General features: G+C 52.5%; 16 protein-coding genes. 5 read left to right on the forward strand and 11 right to left on the reverse strand.

Annotation, left to right across the window (positions count from 1 at the left end):
* Nucleotides 1-407: 407 nt before the first annotated feature.
* The 7 genes from Poly41_RS26500 to Poly41_RS26530 all read right to left on the reverse strand — a co-directional run bounded on the left by Poly41_RS26500 (nucleotide 408) and on the right by Poly41_RS26530 (nucleotide 7,106).
* Nucleotides 408-2,063 carry a LamG-like jellyroll fold domain-containing protein gene (locus tag Poly41_RS26500; protein ID WP_146530374.1) on the reverse strand — a complete coding sequence of 552 codons (1,656 nt, stop codon included), beginning with the start codon at nucleotides 2,061-2,063 and terminating at the stop codon, nucleotides 408-410.
* Entirely contained in the window at nucleotides 2,060-2,590 is a 531-nt protein-coding gene (locus Poly41_RS26505; RefSeq protein WP_146530375.1) for a sigma-70 family RNA polymerase sigma factor, read from the reverse strand. Before Poly41_RS26505 ends, Poly41_RS26500 begins: the two co-directional genes overlap by 4 nt.
* 132 nt (nucleotides 2,591-2,722) lie before the next feature.
* Entirely contained in the window at nucleotides 2,723-3,130 is a 408-nt protein-coding gene (locus Poly41_RS26510; RefSeq protein WP_146530376.1) for a hypothetical protein, read from the reverse strand.
* 91 nt (nucleotides 3,131-3,221) lie between these two features.
* Complete coding sequence (locus tag Poly41_RS26515; protein ID WP_146530377.1) at nucleotides 3,222-3,638, reverse strand: sulfatase-like hydrolase/transferase; 417 nt, start codon at nucleotides 3,636-3,638, stop codon at nucleotides 3,222-3,224.
* 52 nt (nucleotides 3,639-3,690) lie between these two features.
* Nucleotides 3,691-4,128, reverse strand: a complete 438-nt coding sequence (locus Poly41_RS26520) for a sulfatase-like hydrolase/transferase (protein ID WP_146530378.1) — start codon at nucleotides 4,126-4,128, stop codon at nucleotides 3,691-3,693.
* Nucleotides 4,129-4,287: 159 nt separating this feature from the next.
* Nucleotides 4,288-5,532, reverse strand: coding sequence for a glycoside hydrolase family 71/99-like protein (locus tag Poly41_RS26525; RefSeq protein WP_146530379.1), 1,245 nt, complete (start codon nucleotides 5,530-5,532; stop codon nucleotides 4,288-4,290).
* Between the two features lie 50 nt (nucleotides 5,533-5,582).
* The gene (locus tag Poly41_RS26530; protein WP_146530420.1) at nucleotides 5,583-7,106 is read right to left on the reverse strand and encodes a sulfatase; all 1,524 of its coding nucleotides are present in this window, start codon (nucleotides 7,104-7,106) and stop codon (nucleotides 5,583-5,585) included.
* Nucleotides 7,107-7,454: 348 nt separating this feature from the next.
* On the opposite strand from Poly41_RS26530, the gene Poly41_RS26540 reads away from it, so the two are divergent.
* The gene (locus Poly41_RS26540) at nucleotides 7,455-8,039 is read left to right on the forward strand and encodes a tetratricopeptide repeat protein (RefSeq protein ID WP_231615965.1); all 585 of its coding nucleotides are present in this window, start codon (nucleotides 7,455-7,457) and stop codon (nucleotides 8,037-8,039) included.
* Nucleotides 8,040-8,171: 132 nt separating this feature from the next.
* Here Poly41_RS26540 and Poly41_RS26545 read toward each other — a convergent pair whose 3' ends face one another.
* The 4 genes from Poly41_RS26545 to Poly41_RS26560 form a co-directional block, all read right to left on the reverse strand.
* A complete protein-coding gene (locus Poly41_RS26545) occupies nucleotides 8,172-9,371 on the reverse strand; it encodes an alpha/beta hydrolase (RefSeq protein ID WP_146530381.1) in 1,200 nt (399 codons plus the stop codon).
* Between the two features lie 4 nt (nucleotides 9,372-9,375).
* Complete coding sequence (locus Poly41_RS26550; protein WP_146530382.1) at nucleotides 9,376-9,816, reverse strand: hypothetical protein; 441 nt, start codon at nucleotides 9,814-9,816, stop codon at nucleotides 9,376-9,378.
* The gene (locus Poly41_RS26555) at nucleotides 9,813-10,769 is read right to left on the reverse strand and encodes a right-handed parallel beta-helix repeat-containing protein (protein WP_197231655.1); all 957 of its coding nucleotides are present in this window, start codon (nucleotides 10,767-10,769) and stop codon (nucleotides 9,813-9,815) included. The genes Poly41_RS26550 and Poly41_RS26555 overlap by 4 nt, the downstream gene beginning before the upstream one ends.
* Before the next feature lie 72 nt (nucleotides 10,770-10,841).
* Nucleotides 10,842-11,912, reverse strand: a complete 1,071-nt coding sequence (locus Poly41_RS26560; RefSeq protein WP_146530384.1) for a hypothetical protein — start codon at nucleotides 11,910-11,912, stop codon at nucleotides 10,842-10,844.
* Between the two features lie 389 nt (nucleotides 11,913-12,301).
* Here Poly41_RS26560 and Poly41_RS26565 point away from each other — a divergent pair, with 389 nt between their 5' ends.
* The 4 genes from Poly41_RS26565 (at nucleotide 12,302) to Poly41_RS26580 (ending at nucleotide 19,575) form a co-directional block, all read left to right on the forward strand.
* On the forward strand, nucleotides 12,302-12,601 hold the full coding sequence (locus Poly41_RS26565; protein ID WP_146530385.1) for a hypothetical protein: 300 nt from the start codon (nucleotides 12,302-12,304) through the stop codon (nucleotides 12,599-12,601).
* Nucleotides 12,602-12,827: 226 nt separating this feature from the next.
* Nucleotides 12,828-15,149 (forward strand): hypothetical protein, encoded by a 2,322-nt coding sequence (locus tag Poly41_RS26570; RefSeq protein WP_146530386.1) that lies wholly within the window; start codon nucleotides 12,828-12,830, stop codon nucleotides 15,147-15,149.
* Nucleotides 15,150-15,193: 44 nt separating this feature from the next.
* The gene (locus tag Poly41_RS26575) at nucleotides 15,194-17,968 is read left to right on the forward strand and encodes an outer membrane protein assembly factor BamB family protein (protein ID WP_146530387.1); all 2,775 of its coding nucleotides are present in this window, start codon (nucleotides 15,194-15,196) and stop codon (nucleotides 17,966-17,968) included.
* Nucleotides 17,969-18,033: 65 nt separating this feature from the next.
* Nucleotides 18,034-19,575, forward strand: coding sequence for a sulfatase family protein (locus Poly41_RS26580; RefSeq protein ID WP_146530388.1), 1,542 nt, complete (start codon nucleotides 18,034-18,036; stop codon nucleotides 19,573-19,575).
* Nucleotides 19,576-19,599: the final 24 nt, after the last annotated feature.

The following is a 19,599-nucleotide window of genomic DNA, read 5'->3' on the forward strand; positions in this document are numbered from 1 at the left end:
TCGCCATGCGCGGGCGTGGCAGTTTGATTTTCCATTTGTAAACGACTCATGCCGTCCTCCGGTGAAGTACGCCCAACATGAACGATGGATAGGATACCAAAGGGTTGCCAATCCGATCACCGGGCTTGATGAACGCTGCACAAAATGACGAGCATTTAGCGAGCGGCTAGATCGACTACCATGTCTGCGATTGAGCGATCAGAGTTTGTCGCCGTTCCGTTGAGAACGGTTGCGGGAAGATTGCCGACGAAATTGCCGACGCCAGGTTCGTTTCACTTCGAATCGAGCACCAGGCCTTCGGACTTGCCTTCCCAGATGCCGAGTCGTGCCTTCACGGATCGTGAAGCTGACAGATTCTTCGCCACGAGTCTCTTAAGCATGGTTGGGTTCTCGAGGTGTCGTTGTCATCAGTTCGGAATTCCTAGTTCATACAAGTTTGAAATCTCATCACCGGACAGTGGCTCTTTGTAGATCAAGAACTCATCCACACGTCCGTTCAGATTTCTAACCGGAAACGGCACGCCCTCGATTGGCATGCCCCAGTTACCGATCGCACACGGGCCGAATGTCACCTTGCGATTACCGAGATGATGTTCGCTGACCTCGCGACTGACTGCTTTGCCATCGAAGTACTGGACCGCTTCGCCGGTCGTCGCATCGAACGTTACCGCGACATGATGCCAGCGTCTTCCATCGGTGTTGACAACTTGCGGAGAAGAGTAAACCTGGTCTTGGCGATAGGGATCGAATTGCTGTCCGTTCGGGGGCGGGAAACGCATGTAGCTTACCGAGAACATCAGACGTCCCGACTTCTCGATTTGCCAGTGGGGTTCTCCATCTTCGTATCCATCGGACAGCAGCAATGCATTGTATTTGCGATCCAGTCCATCGACTCGAATCCACGCCGCCATCGTTAAACCTTCATACTGATCTTTCCCCAAATTGATGCGGACACGGTCGCCGGGGCTCTTAAACTCCAACGCAGGTTTGCTCGGCCAACGTCCGTCGACCCAACGAGCGCCGACTGCCGATCCATGGCTATAAGGTAGTTTTGGAATCGCAAAGTTGTTAACAAGTCGATCCCACTTCTCGTCTTCCCATCGCCAGAACTGATAGCAGCCAAGGATGCGTTCATCGGAACGCACCGTGTTCATCGCCGCACGCCATTGTTTTGTCTTTCGTTGATAGTACTCTTCCTTGCGTCGTTCAAACTCCTCCACGCTTGGAAAGTCCGCTGCTTTGGAGATGCCCATAACGACACCGCGGTCGGTGGCCTTTTTGAGACTATTGCCTTCACGGATGATTTGCATTTGGGAGCCCGGGACATGAGCTTCGACTTCGCCATCAAAAACATGCAGCGATGACTCGGCCCCATCGACCTCGACAGCGAACTCGGTCCCAAGGTCCACGACTTTCATGCCCGGCAGGGTCAGGCGGAAACCGATCGCAAGTGGAGGCACATGCATCGTGACTTTGCCTTGTGCACACTCTGCTTCCCAGGAGCTAATCAGCTTCACCTCTGCTGCTTCGTCGATCAGCATGGTCGCACCACTGAAGAAGTCGATTTGCACCGCTCCCGATAGCAGCTTGAATTGTCCCGGTTGCAATGAGTCACCTTCGTGATACTGCACATCTCCCGCAAACTTCGCATCCACAACACGCGACAGCACCGCGCAGCCTGATTCGACGACTTCGTCCGAGTCACTGGAGGCAACTTGTGACGTGGCAATTTGTTGTTCCGCATCACTTTTGCGGTCGCGTCCGATTTCGTAGCCGATTGTGAGGAACAAACCTGCGGCGATGGCCGCGATGAGTCCAAACGAACCGAGTGCACGCACGCTCTTTGCTTTCGTCGGTGCTCGCAGTGAATCCGCACCAACAGGCGTTCCGATCACGACTTCGCTCATCAATCGCAAGTCTGCATCCAAACCGCACAGGTCCACAAATTCACTACGTCGATCTGCGGAGCTTTCCAGCACAGCTTGGAGTTCCTCGGATTCGATTGCACAGAGCGAACCGTCGAGCCAGTTCGAGACAAGATCCATGAATCGTAAGTCGTTCATGACAACCCCGCATCTGCAAGCGTTTGTTTCACACACACCAATAGTTTTTGCCGAAGTCGATGCACTGACTTATAGATCGCCTGTTCGGGGCGAGAATTCTGTTGAGCGTACCCGCGAATGGTGACGCCCGGCTGATGCACGGCGAGGATCAATTCGCGCCGAGCCTGGTCGAGCTTTTGCAAGCAGCCTTCGAGAGCTTGCTGTCGATCTGCGTCGCCAGCGACAATGTTGCCTGTTGCATCGGCTAACTGTTCGGCGAGTTTGTCCGAGAATACCAAGGGGCTGCGGGCAAGTGAACGTCGGTACTTCAGCGATTCAAATCGAGCAATCGTCATCAGCCAACCGCCAAAACGATTGATGTCGTCAAGTTCGTCGAACTTCTTCCATGCAATCAAACTGGTTTGTTGAACGACTTCCTCAACATCGTGCCAAGTCGGTACGAGTCGTCGCACGTAGGCCTTCACGGCTGACTCTTCCTCAATCAGCAGACGCACAAAGGTTTCGTAGTTGGATGGCTTTCCGCTCATTCCTGGTGCTTTAGTGTTCGATTGGAGAACGCAATGGCCGAGTAGGCTTTGTGCTCGCCGTGCCCGAAGCCACCGCCGGCGAGCAGCAACGGTAACTTGCGATTGAAATGAGAGCTCGCGTCGTCGGTCGAGTCAATTCATCTTTCCATTTCCTGCACTCTTGATCACCGCCACGGCGTTGGCCCCTGCGGCATTCCACTGGCGATCAACTTGACAATCAAAGAACCGGGTGACGTTAGTGTCGTACCCGAATTCGCTGATAGCGCCCTCAACGCTCGCCTTGTGTTCGGTGGGTTTCGGCTCACTTTCGTTCATGGGGCAATTGTTGCAGTTGAAGTGAACCAGTTGGTTTTTCCAACCTCGTTTAGCAAGGATGGACAAAGCCAGCGGAGTGGCGGCGATGTCATATTCATCGACTCGGTTGCCATCGGCAGTGTATCCGATAACGTCATCAGCGTCGACGATTGGGACCGGTCCGTTGGTTTCATCTCGGTCTTGTGGGAGATCCTTCATCTTGTTCATCATTTTCATGGAGTTCATTCAACCTTTCGTTTGTATGTTTCATTTTTCGGCCAAAGCCCCAGAGCCGTGGTTTCGATGATTGGCTAACCGCCATCGCTGAGGATCACTGTCATCGGTACCAGGTCACTGCGACGCCGTCATTGTCGGTGACGCCCAGTGTGACCACATAGGCGTTGACGCCGTCCTTGGTGAGATCACACAGCTCCACAAAGGTTGGATACATGTCAATCAGGCTTGCGGTTGTGTCGGTAGAGGCGCCTTTGGCAATGCCAGGGCCTGCCCAAACGAAAGGGACCTGTGATCCTCGCTCCCACATGACGTGTTTCGCCCAATGCCCCTTTTCGCCGAGGTGGTAACCATGGTCACTCCAGAGGACGACACTCGTGTTGTCTGCATACGGGCTGTTGCTGAGCGCCGTGAGCACGCGGCCGATCTGAGCATCAGCGTACGTGATGGCTGCCAGGTATCCAAGGATATATTCTTTCAAGGTCCGATCATTTGGGCTGATCGCCTGTAAATTGGCCATCCACCGCTTGTAGACATTGGTCTCCTTCCTCCGTTCTCGATCAGCGACATCATCAAGATCGGGTAAGCGCTTCAGGGATCGTGACCGCGTCTTCGTCTAGGATCATATCCGAGACGCAGGAGATTACCGGGAACCCCTTGAATTGCTTCTCATTGTAGTACTCCTGTCTTCCGTCGTTCATAAACACGGTGAATCCGTTTCGTGGCGACAACTGCCCGGTCTGCAAACAAACTCGCGATGGCGAACACTGCGGCGATGCGTAGGCATTGCGGAACTTCATGCCTTCGCGAGCGAGTCGCTCCACGTTGGGCATCTGCAGTACCGGCATCTGTGAGTTCTGCATGTCGTCATCCATGGGAACCGGAGACCCGTTCCACGCCCAATCGTCGATAAAAAACATGACGATGTTGTGCTTTTTTTGAGCGAGGAGCTTGCCAGGAGCGAACACGAGAGCTGCGATCACGACAAGAAGGAGTTTGTGGTTCAACATGTTTGTGTGTCTTTTTGCTGCCTGTTTTCGAGTTAGTATGTGCATTGGCGGAAGTCTTTCTGCGAAATGAGCCGACGGCGCTAGCCGCGGGTTCCGTGGTGAAAGTGTCGTGGCATCCTTCATGTGCAAAATATACTACATCTTGGGAATCGAACGCCATTATTCACTTTCCAGTTCGCCACGGAGCAGCTTTCCAGCTTTGCCGACCAACTTCAGGTAATAATCGCTGGGCAAACCTTCGTAGGTTAAGAATGAGACACCCTCACCCACGGGCGGGTCGTTGGTGCATTTGAAGATCGCTGTTCCTTCGTCGACTTCATCGAACATCGCGACATACAACATGTCGCTGCCAGCCCGCTTTGCTGCAGCGATTTGCGACCACAGGAACTGACCTTTCAACCTCGGGATCGCGTCAAGTTTATCGCCTTTCAAGTTGTGCCAACTAAAGCCAGGGAAGACGACTGGCATGTAATCGAGTCGCTGAGCAGCGCACCACCGGATGTCCGGTTGCCAGAATTTGTCAGCATGGCGCGCGACTCCCTTCAGGTCACGATACCGACCCGGAGTCCATGGACTGATCACATCGGCGAGCTTCAGGACACCATGCAGTTCAGGATCCACCATTGCATCTCGCTCCTGCTCTCGCCATCCGGTTGGCACTCCCAGCATGACTGAACAGCCATCGTTTTTCAGAAACTCAATCAGCTCTCGACATTCTGCCAACGAGTAGCTTCTTGGCTTGATGCCATCGTTGAAACCGACACCCCACACGGCAACGACTGGTTTGCCAGCGTGTCGCTGATAGGCAGCGTCTTTTGTGATCTGCTTCTCACGGCGAAGTGCCGTCCAATCGTCGCTGACAGTCTTTGTTCCGCCAGCGGGCAGTCCGGTCAAGTCGTACATCACTGCATAAGAGCGTCCGGCCTTCTGGGCACCTTCACGGACGTGACTCAGTACGTTGTCCTTGTGACGTTTGCCGGGATCGCTTCTCAATCCATTTGCAAATCGCTGCAGGAAAGCACCATCGATTCCATAATCTCGCATCCATTGGAAATGTCTCACAACGGTTTTGCGATTGCCGCTACTGAACACCTCCGCCGTACTGCCATCGGCATGCTTGAATCCCGTTTTGAATCGCTCATCTTCGTCAAGCTCTGAAACGTCCGGCCAAAGGTCGACCGAAACGTTCCCTGGCCCAAAGGCATTCCGCCGAGTTTTGCACCAGTGTGTCCAGCCCAGTTCCGCCCCGTCGCCTTCGCAGTTGAACCAGCCTTGATAGCCCACCATCACGCTGCCAGTAAGCGTGCTGCGATCGACGACGATGCTTGGCTGTGCGGCATGCGTCGACGACACGAAAGCAGTTAACGTGATCGCCAATCCGGCGAGACGGCACAGTTTTTTCACCGTAATCTCTGGTTGTAAGTGTAAGGTTTTATCTTGGCTTGAATGCTCTGTCATTGGGAAGTGTAGGGACGGTATTTCGGCTGCGGCGTATAGTTTCCTTTGCCCTTTTCCCAGCGGAAGGTGTCACCTTCAATCACAAGATCTTTTCGCAAATTGAGTTTCTCTTCCGGCGCGGCAAAGGTCTTCGGAGCAGACCTGCTAAGATTGGCCTTCACGTCGGCATACTTATCGTCTGCATACTGATCATCCGACACGAGGTTATTCCACTCATTGGGATCTTCGCGAAGGCTGTAAAGTTCTTCGCCGTCCTCCCCATAACGGATGTAACGCCAGTCACGATTGATGATGGCGTATTCGCCTGGGGTCATGTAGGGCAAATAGACATTGCGATCGGTTGCTGCCGAAGGATTGCTCAGAGCCTGCGCGAGCGACTCGCCCTCGAGTGGCTGATGAGGCGTCGGCAGATCACACATCTCAGAGAGCGTTGGGTAGATGTCGATCAAACTGACCGTGACATCCGTCTTGACGCCTTCGGTGATTCCTGGACCAGCCCAAATGAAAGGCACATTCGATGTGCGTTCCCAGAGCGTGTGCTTGCCCCATTGGCCTTTCTCGCCATGGTGATATCCGTGGTCACTCCACAACACCACAATGGTATTGTCGGCGTAAGGACTCGATTCCAACGCGTCAAGCACGCGGCCCAGCATTGCATCGGCGTAACTGATGCAGGCAAGGTACCCGTGGATCGCATCAGCCATCGCACCCATTTTGACGAGCTTCTCGTGATGGAAAAGCTTCCGGGCCTCTGTCCGCTTGCGCGTCTTGGGCGGTAGGTCTTCCAAATCGTTTTCCTTCATCGGAGGCATCTCGATCTTCGCTGGATCGTACAGATCGAAGTACTTCTGTGGACAATAGTTGGGGTAGTGGGGCGAGTAAAGACCGCAGGCGAGAAAGAACGGTTTGTCGTGTTTCTGTTTCAGTTGTTTGACCGCCCAATTGACTCGAATCGTGTCGGCCATCTCTTCTTCTTTGTCATTCGGGATTCCAGCCCATTCAAGAAAGAGTCCCGCTTTGAACGTCTGGCCTTGGTTGTAAACACTTGCGGGAAATGGTTGAGGGACAGGCGTTTCGCTACTCCAGGACTCCAACGGCCAACCGCTCTCACGCTGGAATTGGTTGCGGAGGAAAAACTCGGTCCAGCCTCGCTGGTCGATCGCACCCTCGGGATGATGAAACAACTTCCCCGCACCAAACGTCGCGTAGCCACCTTTTGCGAAGCTCATTTGAAGAGCTTCGATTTCGGGGTGTCCCACGAAGTAGTTCGGAGTCTCATAGCAACCGGTCGTCGAAGCGTACTGACCAGAAAAGATCGCAGCGCGACTGGGGGCGCAAAACACGCCTGCGGTATGGGCGTTCGTAAAGTTGACGCCGCGTGCCGCCAATCGATCGATGTTCGGTGTGATGGCGTGCGGCGTCGTTTCCAGACACCCGATCCAGTCGTTCATATCGTCAACCGCCAGGAACAGCACGTTGGGCTGCGATTCGGCGGCGGCGAGCGTTGTGAAGCTCAGCATAAGGAGCGGAACTAGGCTGAACAAAGTTTTCTTAATGTGGCTATTCATGAGATTTGGCTTCTTGAGCAAGCGTGGGGGACAACGCGAGTGGGACAACGCTGCCGTTCATACAAAAGCTCTCTCCCGCAACGACTCCGATTAGACAAGAAAATCGCAAAAACAACGAACCCAGCTTGTTTCGGTCGAGTTTGGTGAATAAGTCGATTCGAGGGACCGAAGTAAGTTCCTGGGGATTTTTGAGCACGTATGTCAGACAATGGCTTACGCGCACAGTCGAGGTGTGATCCATCGTGATTTGAAGCCATCGAATACCGTCAGTCCATCAAACTCGATCCAACGAACGTCAACCTGTACAATAAACTCGGCAATACCTTGAGGAACGAAGGGAAACTGACCGAGGCGATAGCCGTCTACAACCAAGCCATTGAGCGGGATCCACAAAACATCGACGCCCATCGCAGGCTCTGCGCCGCGTTGCAAGTTCAGGGTCCGATGGCAGAAACGCTCGACGCTGCTCGCAAGCTCGTTGAGCTTAACCCCGGAAATGCTGACGCCTACAACGTGTTGGCATGGTTGCTTGTAACCGTCCCCATCGAGAACGGTGAATATCAAGACATCGATTCCGCCGTTTCCCTCGCTCAAAACGCGTGTAAACTGGCTCCCAATAACGCGGGCTTTTGGAATACGCTGGGTGTCGCCCACTATCGAGCGGAGCAATGGCAAGAGGTCATTGCCGCGATGGAAGAGTCGATGGAACTCGGTGTGGACCATCCCACCAACTGGTTGTTTCTCGCAATGGCCCATCAGCGACAGGGCAATCGAGACGAAGCCCAACATTGGTATCGAAAGTCGATTGCTTGGCGTGGTAGGAAAAAGCTCGATGCGAAGCTACAAAGTTTTTACACCGAAGCCGCAACGGTGGTCGAGCCGTAACCGTGTATCGGTCCAAGAGTCGAACTTTTGGACGTTCCCTTCCAGGGCCTTCACCCGGCGAAGCCTTTCCCGTTGTCCTGTGCGTTTGCGCGGGTCACCGCCGGGACCACTTTGGACGCTGCGACCTGGCTGCTATTTCCGTTTCGAATAGAGCACTTTCATTCCTGCCCTACGTTCGTCCTGCAAGATCTCATAGATCGCGCGCCCGTCGCGTCTCAAATGGAACGTCCGGCTTTCATCGTTTGAAGTAACCTCAATCGTCGCGGTCTCCGTGCTGTAAGCAGCCGGAATCCTCCTCCTTTGCCTATTGATGATCTCTGCTCGCCCCTCCTCAGAGAGCACCAGGCTTTCGAACTTACCTTCCCAGATGCCAAGTAATGCCTGCTCGTCAACCGAGTCGGCAGGGAAGTATCCATCCAGCATGTCGTCCAGGTCTCTTTCGAACTGAGCGTATTCATCGAAAGCGAGGTCGAATTGCTCTTGATAGAAACGTGATATAGCAAGAACACTCTTTTTGAACGCATCGGGGTTATTCGGGCTCATGAAGTTGTGGTTCATTTCCGAGAAAATAATGGCCTGACCGCTGCCGCCCTCTGCTTCGATTTGCTCGCGGAATCTGAGGCTCTGCGAGGGGTGAGTCAGGATGTCGAGGCCACCATGCAGCAGCAGAGTGGCAGGCGGCGGACGGCGTAAATGGTGAAATGCCGACGCTTCAAACGCCTCGTCGTCACTGGCAAGGCCATATCGCCGGCGAGCTTCTTCGTCCGGAAACAGCGACTCCTCACTATTCGTGAAATCGTAGATTCCCCAGCATCCCAGATAGCTTCTGCATTGCGGCGTCTGCTGGGCCATCATCGCGGAAAGCGGCGCACCTGCCGATCCGCCGCTGAAGCCGAACCGCGAGAGATCGGCGTTGAACGCCTCGGCTCGTTGCCGAAACCAGGCGACGGAATCTTGCAGATCACTCATCGCCAACGGATAGGTTCCGCCTTGCTCCTTGCATCGGTAAGCCAAACCAACGAAGACGATACCCAAGCGGTCGCAGAGGATCCTCGCTTCCTGCCCAACAGTTGCGGGCGGCACTTCGGTGGATGTTCCACCATTCCATCCCCCACCGTGAACATGAAAGACGACAGGATAGGGGCCTTGGCCCGATGTTGGTTGGTGAACAACGATCGGAATCCCCATGCCGTTAACCACTTTCGCGACAGCAACCGTTTCTTCGCTAGCGTGGCCCGTCAATGCACAGGTCACCGCGATGAAGTAACCCGCGAGTGCGGTGAGTGCGAACCGGCTCCGTGCAATCATGTCTACCTCAGTTTGATGTCCCATTGGCTTATTGGTTTGGCAATTCGGCGACCGTTTGCACGTCGTGCTCGTTCTTCAACGCCCGAATTAATTCCTCGTTCCACTGCCGCGCATTTGGCCAATCAATACCTTGGGATTGAGCCTCCGAACAGGTTGCTAAAATATTTTTCAGCCAACGCGAATTCCTCCAAGTGTGAAAATGCAGAGGGTTCACATAGCCGTGACGCCCAATGAACTCAGAGGTTGTCATCAGGCAGCGTCGGAGCGTATCCCCATTTGACCGGGTTTCTCGAAGCCAACCGATCCAATGTTCACTCTCATCTAATTCAGGATCCCGTCCCATCATTTCAACAAAGGCTAACCGGACAACCGCACGTGCTTCCTCTTCCGGATACGCAGCATCGCGATATCCAAGTGGATCCACGGGAGACCGGTTGTTTCGCAAAACCCGATCCAGGCTGTTCTTCATGGGCACAAAATCTTCCTGCAAATGACTGCTCCCGATGGTCCGTTCCGGTAATCAAAAACCTTATTCTCCGCGTCCATCGCGTGAAAACGGAATGGATCAATCAGCGCGATGCCTCCCAGCATTTCTCGCGAAATCGCAACGACCACATTCCCTCTGACCTGCGTCCCCGGCGCGCCTTGCACCATGATGCCTTCATCAGTTGCGTCGTAAATCAGATTATTCAAGATGGACGTATCACGACTGGCGGTCGAAATACCATCGGCCATTCCATGCGGCTTCTCGCCTTGGGAGCGACCGTTTCCGCGGAAGTCCACACCTGAGGAAAAGACGAGATTGTCTGCAACGACAATTCCCTGCCCGCCTTCCTGGATATGGATCGCCGCCCATCCCCCGGCGCATCGACTTCCGATGACAATGCAGTTGAGGACTTGCTGGCCCACGGCCCCTTCGCCTCCGAAAGAAAGCATGGGTTCCTGCGCTGCAAGTCCTTCCGGGGGGTGGAAGCCCGGTCGATTCCCGTCCAGGACCAGTTTCGACAAAGTTGCGCCGGCGATCCCGCTGGCATCAATCAGTGTTCCGTGACCCCCATCCACATGCGTGATTCTTGCATAGTTCGAGGCCGTCTTCACTCCAACTGTTTCAATCCGCTGACCCGCCACGCGAAACTTCAAAGCTTCCTGCAACTCAACCACCTGCCCGGGGCGCAAGGAAATGTCCTTGCCCGCATCTAAATCCGCCTGCAGCGATTTCCCTTCCAGCAGCCCGTTTCCGCAACAGACACCAGGTGAAACCAGGAGAAGAAAGAGCAACCACCAGGCTTCGCCCTTCCCTCGGGTTTTCCACTGAAGACCCTCATTTACAGCAGCTTGCATAAGACGATTCACTGAAAAATATGTTTTGAAAATGTAATCCCTACTTAATTGCATGCACATAGCCATCGCCAGCCAGGACATACACTTTGTCTCGATAGATGACTCTATCGATGCCGCTGTCATCATCAGCTTTCACCGCAACCACAAACAACATCACCGGTTCGCTGGCGAAGTCGTCGAGCCCGTCGGTTCACTACGGCCCGTGCCTTCGGGGCACCAACCATCGACCCATTTCGTCATCGTGACAAAATTGCCGTCTGGGTCGCGCGTGGCCAAGGTGTAGGCCATGCCAGCATCGGATGCGTCGAGCCCTGGCTTATCGTACATTTCTTGCGCCTTCCTGAATCGCTTTTCAACAAAATTCCAGGCATCGCAGTCGATCGTGTTCATCCATGCGACGGCGGCCCAGTTATTCGCTTTCTTCGATCCGAAATTCGTGTTCCCACCCTGGAGCGACGTGTAGAAGTAGCCGATGCTATCGTCAAGAGCCAAGCAGTCTCGGAGAGTGTGCCCGCATCCGCCACCCAGGGAGCCACGAATCGGGTGAGTCGACACATTGTTGACTCCAGAATGGGACACCAGAACAACGTTCTGCAACTTCTCGGGGGCTTCCTTCTTCACCTGTTCGAGAGCGCGGTATGCGAGCTCATGCGGTCCCGCCTGGAGCCAGTAGAATTTCTTTCCGTTCCCAGTGCTCTTGATCACCACCACGGCGTTGGCCACGGCAGCATTCCACTGGCTATCAACTTGGCAATCAAAGAACTGGGTGACGGTGGTGTCGTACCCAAATTCAGTGACAGCGCCCTCAACGCTCGCCTTGTGTTCGGTGGGTTTCGGCTCACTTCCGTTCATGGGGCAACTGTTGTAGCTGAAGTGAACCAGTTGATTCTTCCAACCTCGTTTGGCAAAGATGGCCAACGCCAGAGGAGTAGCGGCGATGTCATCTTCATCGACTCTGTTGCCGTCGGCTGTGTATCCGATAACGTCATCAGCGTCGACGATTGGGACAGGTCCGTTGGTTTCATCTCGGTCTTGATTGGAATTCCTGGGGTCGTATTGAGCAGTCCAATCGATCGTACATTGTTGCGCAGAACATAGGGAACTGCTCAAGAGCGGCACCATTGCTGCCATCACAACCATTGGCCATGCGAGCGACGTCTTCAGAAATCTGCGTCGGTCTTTCCAGAGATCCTTCATCTTGTTCATCATTTTCATGGAATTCATTCAACCTTTTCGTTTGCTATATTTCGAGCTGCGGTGATTAGCTGGACGGCGTCAACTAACGAACATCACGCTGGGAAAACACGTCGTTTTCTTGCCGCTCACTAAGTTGGTGCTGTCCAGTTTTGCAGCATCTCTGCAACTTGGGGGGGATTTGAATGTTCCGTACAAAGGAAGTTGCGACAGGCGCAATCCAGGTCATTCGGAGTCCAGAAACACTCTCCCGTAGCGACTCCAATTGGACAAGGAAATCGCAAAAAGATCGAACTCCGCTTGATTCGGCCGAATTATGCGAAAAAGATAGGTTTCCATGTCCAACTTTCGATTCATCGGGAGAGACAACAGGAGACAACTCACCTTCGCACACCTAAACCTTGCGCGGAGCTAACTCGATGCAGCGTCGTCAATTCATTGCAGCAGCCGTGGGTGCTGTTACCGCCGTTTCGCAAACATCGGCATTCTGTATGAACGACACTACATGCAAACGAATTTCACTCGGACTTGACGGACACTCCATGCGATCCATGCGGTGGAAAAAATGGAAAGCCACTGAGTTGATTGAGTTCGCTGCAGAGCAACGACTCGATGCCGCACTCTTCAACGGCCTGCACTGTTTTGAGAGTCTCGAAGAAGCCAACAAACTTCTCACCCGCCAATACGCGAACGGCTTCGAACTGCCAACCTTGAGTTAATAGATCGCCGGAGAGCGGCAACTAAGAATATGCAAAAAGTTCCAATGGAGAGCAACCTGGGCGACAACTTCACTCCCTAAAAGGAATTACAAATGCCTCAAAAAAGAATCTCTTCAAGAAGAAGAGACTCACTCCTCTGATTGCTTAAGAAAGCGACAAACCCATTCAGACTTGAATATTGTAACGGCCATTTTAGACGAGAAAACACGAAAAAGATATCAGATTTATGCCATGCTTACTTCGCGGACTAGTCCTGCTGCTTGTTGTGTCCTTGCCAAGAATCCTCTCGGCTTCGGTCGAATATGATGGGGAGATTCCGCAGTTAAAGTTTGCGGCCCAGGAGATCGAACAAGCACTGGTTGAGACGCAGCGGAAAGATCTGATGGTTACCTTGACCGTCAAGTCCGACAGCACTTCGCCGGAAGCATTTGAGATTCGAGTGGCTGAACCGAACCGTATCGAAGTGATCGGTTCGGATACGACAGGAACGATGTATGGCGGAATTGAAGTGGCCGAATTCTTGAAACTGGGTTTGCCGATTGCCAGCGTAGATCGCAAGCCATTCGTGGCGAAGCGCGGGATCAAGTTCAATATCCCGCTCGATGCACGCAGCCCTTCCTATGACGATTCGGGAGATGCGGCACAAGAGAATATTGCGAACATGTGGGATTTTGAAGGCTTCTGGAAGCCCTACATCGACTCTCTGGCACGCTATCGGTACAACACGCTTAGCCTATGGACCAGTCATCCGTATCCGCACATGGTGAAGCTTCCTGAGTATCCAGACTGTGCCGAGGAGGATGTCTACAAGGCGAAGGATGGGGTTCTCGACCACGAGTCAAAGGGCCGGTATTTCACGAAAATTTTCATGATGAAGGATCATCAGTGGCACGACGGCTGCCTCGATACAAATGGAGATGGGAAAGCCTCTCCCGAAGACGGGACCATCGAATTGGTTAGAAAGATGACCATTGACGAGAAAATTGCTCACTGGAGGAAAGTCTTCAAACATGCCGGTGATCGTGGGATTCAAGTTACCCTATTCCACTGGAACGTCCACATGCATGGTGCCAAGGGCAAGTACGGTATTGAGGCTGACCAGACGAACCCGAATACCATTAAGTACCTTCGCACGGCGGTCAAAGAACTCGTCTTAAATTATCCGTCGATCACGGCCATCGGCGTTGCTGCTGGCGAGTGTGATGATGAAACTTTGAAAGGCGATGACTCCACCGAGGCCTACATCTACAAGACCTACGGGCTCGGTGTGATGGACGCGATAAAAGAACAGCCGGACCGCAAGATCCGCTTTATTTGGCGCAACCACAGCACCGAGATGAAGGATGTCGAGGAACAGTTCACGTCCAAATATCAAGGTGGTCCGGTCGACGTTAGCGTGAAGTATGTCGTGGGACGCATTCATTCCTCAAGAAGACCGCAGGAGTGGGAAAAGCGTGCCCTCAAAGCCGGCTGGCTCGGACAAGGTTACCAGATCTGGTTGAATATTCGCAATGATGACTTGTTCATGCATCGCTGGGGCAACCCGGACTATGTTCGTGAGTTCATCCGGAACATGCCGCTCGAACACAGCCCCGGTTTCATGATGGGTTCAGACGGGTATGTCTGGGGTAAGGTCTTCTACTCCACCGTACCGCAGTTACAGGATCAGTTGGAGCTCGACAAGCATTGGTACAACTTCCGAATGTGGGGCGAGATGGCCTACAACAACGAACTGGGCGATGACTATTGGGCGGCTACCCTGAAGCACCGTTTCGGATTGGATTCACAACGTGCCAAGCTGCTTCATGATACGTGGCAGACGATCTCCGAAGTTGTCCCGCAGCTCAACCGAGCGGTGTATGAAGGGACGGACTTTGCGCTGGCCCCGGAAGGGTGCATAGCGGGGGACAATACGAGTACCGGTTTTCTGACGATCCCCAGTTACTACTACGGTGAAGGGCAACGGGTGCTGAAACGTCTGCCGCAGAAGCTGAGGAATCCGCCGCCTGCCGGGGAGAAACCATGCATCTCCATACCGGATTGGGGCAAGGCATACATGAACGGCAAACAAAACGATTTCGGCGATGACCTGCTGACGCCTATTCAGGTGGCCGACAATCTTGATCGCTGGGCCGATGAGGTTGACAAGACGCTCCCGAAACTAGTGTCCGAAGCAGGCGAAAATGTTGAACTGCGTGACCTTCTGTGGGACATCGAAAGCATGGCGCTGCTCGGTCGGTACTATGCCGACAAACAGCGTTGCGCAGCCAAATACTGGGTCTTCCGAGAATCGAATTTCGACAACCAATACAAACAGCTGCACGAAGAATCGATTGCCCATATCAAAGAAGCCGAGTCTCACTGGGAAGCCTATGCCGCAGTCTTAGACAAGCATTACCAACCGCAGTTGTTGGCACGAACCCACTATCTGGATTGGAACAGCACGCTGAACAATGGGAAAGGTTCCCAGCGAGATGGTCGACCAGCTGGTGTTAGAAAGGAAACGCAGGACGTTATCAGTAAAAAGTACGTCAAGAAAAAACAGTGATAAAGCAAATAAACAAACAACGTTACACCGCGAAGCACTGTTGCATGAACATCGCTCACGGGTGGCACATGGGTGTTACAAAAAGCCAATTTAAGAAGATAAGTATGTGCGTAACAACACAAAACCTATTCTACCAACTCGTTCGCAGTACATTCCTGACATTGCTGCTATTCCTGCAATTGAATGGATTTGCATTCGCCGGAGACAATCTGCTGGACGGTGTTGTCTTGAACCATAGCAGTGGGGATGATGAAATCGACCGGATACGCCAAGAAATAAAGACGCATCCCACGGACGAAAGCAACTACGTCTATCGTGGAACCATGGCAAGGTTATGGGCAGCGGCCCTGGGGCATCAAGGCGCTGTCACCGGAGGAAGGTTCAGCCCGGTAAACCTTCAGACAGAACGTATTGCATCCATTCCGAACGAAAAGGAGCGTAAGAAGTTAATCGCCAGGTACGGAAATATGATTGATGAAGGCTATCGCGTTCTTGAATCAATCCAAGAGGAGATAGGAATCAATTCCTCAAAGAAACTGACTCCATTCATGTCGGATCCAAAGAGCGTAAAGCCGCCCGTTAAAACCGAAACACCATGGTCGCAATATCAAGGAACATTGACGCATGTAGGCAATAATGGAACCGAGGGGCCTGTCTATGGTCGAATCGCTTGGGATTTCCCTGTTGGTCTCGCGTGGGAATCAAAACCTGTTGTCGAAGGAGATAAAGTTTACCTAACGTCTCCGGGGGTGCGAAACATGCTATTTACCCTCGATATAAACACCGGGAAAGTTGTCGATTCTGCGAAGAAGACACCGTTGCCGGGCAGTGTATACAGTAATCCGGCCACTGCTTCATCGCCAATCCTACTCAAGGATCATATACTGCTTCGTGAACTTGGCAGTCGAGGTAACGCTGGACCCGCCAAAGAAGTTGTCTATATCAACAAAACAACGGGGCAAGTGGACAAAGAAGTCCATGCCGGGCATGTTGATTATCGAGTTGGGTATGCCCCTCTTGCTGCCAATGAAAAGTATATGGTTTATCCCTTTGCTATCCATGAACTCGAACAAACTCCGCCTGACGTACAAGCATTCAGTCATATCATTTGTAAGGATACTAAAACAGGAGAGCTGATTAGGGATATCCACGTTGGCCAAACTTTTGCGGAGCCGCTACTCCAAGACAATATGGTTTATATCGGAGTCAATGACGGATATGTCTATCGCTTTGATGCATCTGAAGCGGACCAGCCGAGTAGTCGGTCTGTCATGGCCAGGGACCAGGAAGTGACCTGGAGGTTCAAAGCAGGTGGGGCGGTGAACCGAAAGATGGCCGTGGATGCAAAACAAGTCTACTTCGGCGCAAATGATGGATCCGTATACAGCCTCAACAAAATAACTGGGAAGCTCATCTGGAAATATACGGTTGAAAAGCCCGTTCCCGAGGCATTTCGCCATTTCTCCACTCCACGGGTAACGGGCAATTATGTGTTTATCGGTTCAGCCGACAAAAATCTGTATTGTCTAGATGCTTCCAGCGGCAAAGTTGTATTTGAGCATGCATCCAGCGACTGGATTCGTGCCTGCCCGGTGGCAACGGACACCCATGTCTATTTTGCCTCCATGAACGGCGAGATTTATAATGTCGATTACAGTGGGAGGCAGCCAAAAGAAGTGTGGAAAAAACGTATTGGAGAGCATTGGATTTATGCAGATCTTGCACTGTCAGACAACAAACTACTATTAAACGATTCCGATCTTTATAGCTACTGTGTCGACACCGATAAGGGTGATGTCCTGTGGCGATTCAGTGTACTCAAATCATTTTATCAAGAAGATGGTTACAGGGTATACACCGATCGGGTAGCCGGCGGTACGTACTACCAGTCCAAAGCGATTGCGGTCGATGGGCAGATATTCATTGGAACCCCTTCACGGTTTATCTATTCCCTCGATGCTGAGACCGGCGAAGAAATTTGGAAATATGAAATAGGAGCCGCGATATCGGGAGCACCCGTTTACGACGACAACAAAATTTATGTCGGTCAGCAGGGTGGTGAAGATGATTTTTATTGTTTGGATGCCAAAACAGGCAAGCTGATCTGGAAACAGAATGTTGGCTGGGTGTGGGGATCCGCAGCAGCCGGTGACGGATTGGTATTCATTCCGGGTATAGATGGTTATGTCAATTGTCTGGACGGCAATAGTGGCAACATCATCTGGCGTTATCGTACGGATAAATCAGTATGCAGCGAGCCCATGGTGATGGGGGATTACGTGTATTTCGGAGGCTGGGATACATTCCTGTATAAGTTTGAAAAGCGAACCGGAAAGCTGGCTTGGAAATACGCAGGCGGTGGTTCCGATTCAGGTGTAACCATAGGATTCGACGGCAAACTCATTTTACCCGGTGCTGGCATGACTTGCATCGACGATGAAACGACCGAATTGCTCTGGAGACCTGTTTTGGAAGGTAGCAGCAATGGTACCCCAGCATACCACGATGGGCAGGTATTTGTTTCGATGTGGTCAGGCGAAATGGTGGCATTGGATGCGAAAACCGGAAACAGGAATTGGTCTCTGGCCGGGGCGTCAGGAATTACGGCTCCTGTTGTTGGAAGCAACGGTTACGTCTACTCCGGAGCACGCGGCAACCCGTTTTTTAGTGCCTATCATGAAAAAGGGAATGAAAATGGATCAACCGACTGTTTGTTCCGAGTCAGGATGGCAAACGGACTTGAAGAATCCACACCTGCGCTCTATCGGGGCAGAGCCTATGTGCTTAGTGGTGGAGGATATTTCTATGCCATCGAATAGCCGAAGCGAAAGCTGCTCGCTTGAAACGAGTTGTAAAGAAGAACGCTTGAATAGAAATAAATACTATGAAACTAAGCAAGTTTTCCACGCTAACGCTGTTATTCGTTCTTCCTGTCATGCTGGTATCGAGTTGTGCTAGGGGAGAAGCAGCTCGACCCAATATCTTGTTGATCACAGCGGATGATATGAGTTACAGCAGTCCGGGTTTTGCGGGAGGCGTAGCTCCCGGGGTAAGCCCGAACATCGACCGCCTGGCAAGTGAAGGTTTTTCTTTTGAGAGGGCTTTCGCGACCGTTGCGGTTTGTCAACCTTCGCGTCAGTCCATGCTTTCCGGACGATATCCCCACAACTACGGTTCGGCCGGTTTCTTTCCGATGAAAGAGGGAATCCCTGCCCTGCCCTCCCTTCTGGGAGCTTCCGGTTACTTTACCGGGAATATACACAAGACGGGGCATATGCAGCCGGAGGAATCGTTCAGCTGGGCATTCGAAGCCCAGAGATCAGGATCCAGGAATAACGGAAGGGATCCAAAATCGCTAGCAGGTGCATTGCGTAAAGTCATTGAACTCGCCGGGGATCAGGAAAAGCCTTTTTTCATGGTCGTCAATTCAGGTGATCCGCATCGCCCCTTTTACGGAGACCCCAAAGGTTCACGCCCAAATGAAGTGAAACCTTCTAGGATTTATGGATCGGAAGAGGTAAGCATACCACCCTCCCTGTCTGATCTTCCTGGCATACGGACTGACCTTGCAAGATATGCCTCTTCCGTGCGGCGGCTTGATGACGCTGTGGGGGAATGCCTGAAGGTTCTTGAGGAGAAGCAGAAGGCTTCTTCAACCCTGGTAATTTTTACCTCTGATCACGGAATGCCATTGCCTTTCGGCAAATTCGACGCCTACATGGAAAGTAATCACACGCCCCTGATATTCCGTTGGCCAGAACGTATTCCGACCCCGGCTGTGGACAGTGACCATCTGGTCTCCCTAGTAGACCTTACCCCTACCGTGCTGGAATTGGCGGGTCTGCCTGTCCCCGCTAACCTGGACGGAAAATCTCTGGTCCCTATCCTTGAGAGTCACCCTCCTGAAACCTGGCGCAAGGCCATTGTCTTTTTGAGAAATCAGGACATCAATTACGGTTTGGGTAGAAAATATAGAGACAATCCCGATCTAATTAGGACCCTCGAGGCACAAGGTTGGCAACCCCGCCCTGATCATCACACGCGTGGCACCTATTCCCGCGATAAGGAGATAAGATGTTACTACAGCGGACAGTATGGGTACATCTACAATAAGTGCTACCAGGAAAACGGATTGGAGACAGGTCCACTCGGGGTGATCGTTCCCTATCCCGATGCATCCATGAATGCCATGAAAATGGCCTCAGCGGAAAGTGTGTCCATGAAAGAGCGGTATGAGCTCTATTTACTTCGGGCACCTGAAGAGCTGTATGACTGGTCTTCCGATCCAGGAAGCTGGCATAATCTTGCCGGGAATCCAGAGTATTCACGTTTATTGATTGCTGCAAGGAAGGGGCTCCTTGAATGGATGAAATCATCGAATGACCCCCTGGCCGAAGTTTACGAGAACTTTGTGGACTCTCAATAGGCTTACACGTTCAATCACAAATAT

It is taken from the genome of Novipirellula artificiosorum (genome assembly GCF_007860135.1).
Classification (GTDB): domain Bacteria; phylum Planctomycetota; class Planctomycetia; order Pirellulales; family Pirellulaceae; genus Novipirellula_A; species Novipirellula_A artificiosorum.